The sequence below is a fragment of the Robiginitalea sp. genome (assembly GCF_049588695.1).
Classification (GTDB): domain Bacteria; phylum Bacteroidota; class Bacteroidia; order Flavobacteriales; family Flavobacteriaceae; genus Robiginitalea.
The window spans coordinates 1-3,223 of sequence record NZ_JBAVZJ010000468.1; the positions used below are offsets into that span (position 1 = coordinate 1).

The following is a 3,223-nucleotide window of genomic DNA, read 5'->3' on the forward strand; positions in this document are numbered from 1 at the left end:
TTGACCACGCCTTTAAAACCTATGCCCAGCGCTGGAAATTCAAGCACCCGACTCCCGAAGACTTTTTCAGGACGATGGAGGATGCTTCTGCAGTGGATTTGGATTGGTTCTGGAGGTCCTGGTTCTATACTACGGATTACGTGGACATCGGGGTAAAGGAAGTTAAGAAATACTATGTGAGCGATACCCCTACGGCCGCAATGGAGGAATATATGGAAGCCAACGGGGTTAGCGAGGCAGACCTGCCACCTTTGGTCTACCTGGCCGAAGAGGACAGTGAAGATTTCGATCCGGCCATGAAGGGAAAATCACCTTCTGAAACCTCCCAGCCCCTCAAGGAGTTTATGATGGATAATATGTCCGTGGAGGAGCGGGCCCAGGTACAGGAACCCAAATACTTCTACCAGGTCACTTTTGACAAACCGGGGGGGATTCCTATGCCGCTGATTGTCGAGTATTCCTATGCCGATGGAACAAAAGAAACCGTGACGTACCCACCGGAGATCTGGAGGAAGAACGATGCGGAGGTGAGCCGTGTGATTTCTTCCCAGACCGAACTCACGGGGATCGTGGTCGATCCTAAAATGGAGACTGCGGATATTGATACCCAGAACAACAGCTGGCCGAAGGAGGATGCCCCTTCCGAATTCCAACAGTTCAAAGAGAACATAAAAGGGGAATAAACACCTGTTAAATTTAAAAAGTCCCGGCAGAGATGCCGGGACTTTTTATTTTGGTATGGAATCTTCAGTATATTTGTGGTATGGCATGTCACTTTTTATTTATAAGCGGGGCAGAAATATTCTTTATAATGTTTATTGTTGTCATGGTCTTTGGCGCGGATAAAATTCCGGGCATCGCAAAGGGCCTCGGCAAGGGAATGAGACAGCTCAAAGACGCCACAGACGATATTAAGCGGGAGATTCACAACAGCGCCGAAAAACAGGGTATAGACACTTCCATTACCGACGAGCTTCAAAAGGACTTCGAGGACGTCAAAAAGAAGCTGGATGACGTGGGCGGGACCATCCGCAGGAAATAGCCGTTCGTTTTATTTCACCATACACAAAGTAAGGCCATCGCGTACCGGTAAGAGAACGGTCCGCACCCGGGTATCTTCACTCAGTTTTTTATTAAAGTCAATGAGGACCGGAGTGATGAGGTCTTTGGCCCCGATGGGTTCTACTACTTTTCCGGACCACAGCACGTTGTCCAGGAGGATGACACCTCCCGGCCGCACCTTGGGCAGTACCTGTTCAAAGTACTGCGGATACTCCGTTTTATCCGCATCTATAAAAACCAAATCGAAGACTTTGTCAATTTCGGGAAGCACCTCAAGGGCCAGTCCGGTAAAACGCTTGATTTGAGAACCGTACGGACTCCTGTTAAAATAGCTTTTTTGTATTCCTGCCAACTCATCGTTTTTATCGATGGTAATGAGTTCGCCGTCCGGGGAAAGCCCTTCCGCCAGGCAGAGGGCCGAATAACCCGTGTAGGTGCCGATTTCAAGGATCGCCTTTGGGCGCAGCAGGGTGGAGATTAAACTTAAAACCCGTCCCTGGTAATGTCCGGTAATCATCCGGGGCATCAGGACCTTCAGGTGTGTTTCCCGGGTCAGTTCTTGCAGAAGGGCTGGCTCCTGTTCGCTGTTTGCAGCGATGTAGGCTTCCAGGTCGGCAGATAGAAAATGCATGCGCTTTTCTTGCGAAAATACATAAATCCAGGGCCTTTTCACCCAGCCCCGGACTGTGGGTTTTTTAATTGAAATCCCGGAGTATTCAAATGATTCCTATATTTCATTTCTATGTAAATCCGGAGACTATGAAAGTTACCTTACAAAAAGCAACCCTGAAGGACATTCCCGTGCTGAGGCAATTCGAGCAGGGGCTCATTCGGGATGAGCGACCTTTCGACCCAACCATCCGACCGGATCCGGTTCACTATTACGATATGGAGGCGCTGGTTACGGATCCCAATACCCATTTCCTGATGGCATGGGTCGGTCAGAAGGCGGTGGCCTCGGGGTATGCCACCCAAAAAACACCCCGCCCTTATCTCGACCATTCGGCCTACGCCTACTTCGGATTTATGTATACCCTCCCGGATTACAGGGGCTACGGGATTAATGGCCGTATTGTGATGGCCCTGAAGCAATGGGCGCTGGGGCGGGGACTTCAGGAAATGCGACTGACGGTCTACCCCGGAAACCAACCCGCCCTGAAAGCTTATAAAAAAGTTGGTTTTAGCCCACATCTATTGGAGATGCGCCTTAGGGAAGACGAAGTGAATTCCGATCGTAAAACCGGGCCGTCAATTGAATAGTTCGTCGTATTTTTGAACAAAACCCACCCGATGGATTTCAAGAATACCGAAGCTTTCGCCCAGGCACTGGATGCTTCTGACCCTCTACACAAGTACCGCGAGAACTTTCACTTTCCACAGGTAAACGGTTCCGACGTTATTTATTTTACGGGAAATTCCCTGGGGCTGCAACCTAAAAACGCCGCCCTTTTTGTGGATGAAATTATGACGGACTGGCGTGAGTTGGCCGTAGAAGGCCATTTCTATGCCGAAAAGCCCTGGTGGGATTATCACGAACGGCTGACCGAAAAATTGGCCCCGCTGGTAGGTGCCCGGCAAAGGGAAGTTACCGTAATGAACACCCTGACGGTCAACCTCCACCTTCTTATGGTTTCCTTTTACCGCCCCAGGGGTAAGCGGTACAAGATCCTTTGCGAAGAAAAAGCCTTTCCATCGGACCAGTATATGCTCCAAAGCCAGTTGCGTTTCCACGGCTATGCCCCGGAGGATGCCATCGTAGAAGTGGCGAAGCGACCCGGGGAACACCACTGGCGCACCGAAGATATTTTGGAGGCTGTTGAAGAACACAAAGACGAATTGGCCCTGGTGTTAATGGGAGGGGTTAATTACTACAACGGACAGGTGTTGGATATGGCGGAGATCACCCGGGCCGGACGAGCCGCAGGAGCTTTTGTCGGTTGGGATCTGGCACATGCCGCGGGGAATGTCCGGCTCGAGCTGCACGAATGGGGGGTGGATTTCGCTTCCTGGTGCAGTTATAAATACATGAATAGCGGGCCGGGAAATGCCTCAGGGGTGTTTATCGCTGAATAGCACCTGAACGATCCGGATATCCCGCGTTTTGAAGGGTGGTGGGGGACGAAAAAGGAAACCCGGTTTTTGATGCAACCCCGTTTTGATC

General features: G+C 50.6%; 3 protein-coding genes and 2 pseudogenes. 4 read left to right on the forward strand and 1 reads right to left on the reverse strand.

Going from position 1 to position 3,223, the window contains the following annotated elements:
- Nucleotides 1-683, forward strand: a pseudogene (locus WBV75_RS11030) (M1 family peptidase); the annotation flags it as partial.
- Nucleotides 684-811: 128 nt separating this feature from the next.
- Complete coding sequence (locus tag WBV75_RS11035; protein WP_424120659.1) at nucleotides 812-1,042, forward strand: Sec-independent protein translocase subunit TatA/TatB; 231 nt, start codon at nucleotides 812-814, stop codon at nucleotides 1,040-1,042.
- Nucleotides 1,043-1,051: 9 nt separating this feature from the next.
- Here WBV75_RS11035 and WBV75_RS11040 read toward each other — a convergent pair whose 3' ends face one another.
- On the reverse strand, nucleotides 1,052-1,693 hold the full coding sequence (locus tag WBV75_RS11040) for an O-methyltransferase (protein WP_424120660.1): 642 nt from the start codon (nucleotides 1,691-1,693) through the stop codon (nucleotides 1,052-1,054).
- Nucleotides 1,694-1,821: 128 nt separating this feature from the next.
- On the opposite strand from WBV75_RS11040, the gene WBV75_RS11045 reads away from it, so the two are divergent.
- Together WBV75_RS11045 and kynU are read left to right on the forward strand one after the other, a co-directional pair.
- Complete coding sequence (locus WBV75_RS11045; protein ID WP_424120661.1) at nucleotides 1,822-2,322, forward strand: GNAT family N-acetyltransferase; 501 nt, start codon at nucleotides 1,822-1,824, stop codon at nucleotides 2,320-2,322.
- Nucleotides 2,323-2,352: 30 nt separating this feature from the next.
- Nucleotides 2,353-3,223, forward strand: a pseudogene (gene kynU, locus WBV75_RS11050) (kynureninase); the annotation flags it as partial.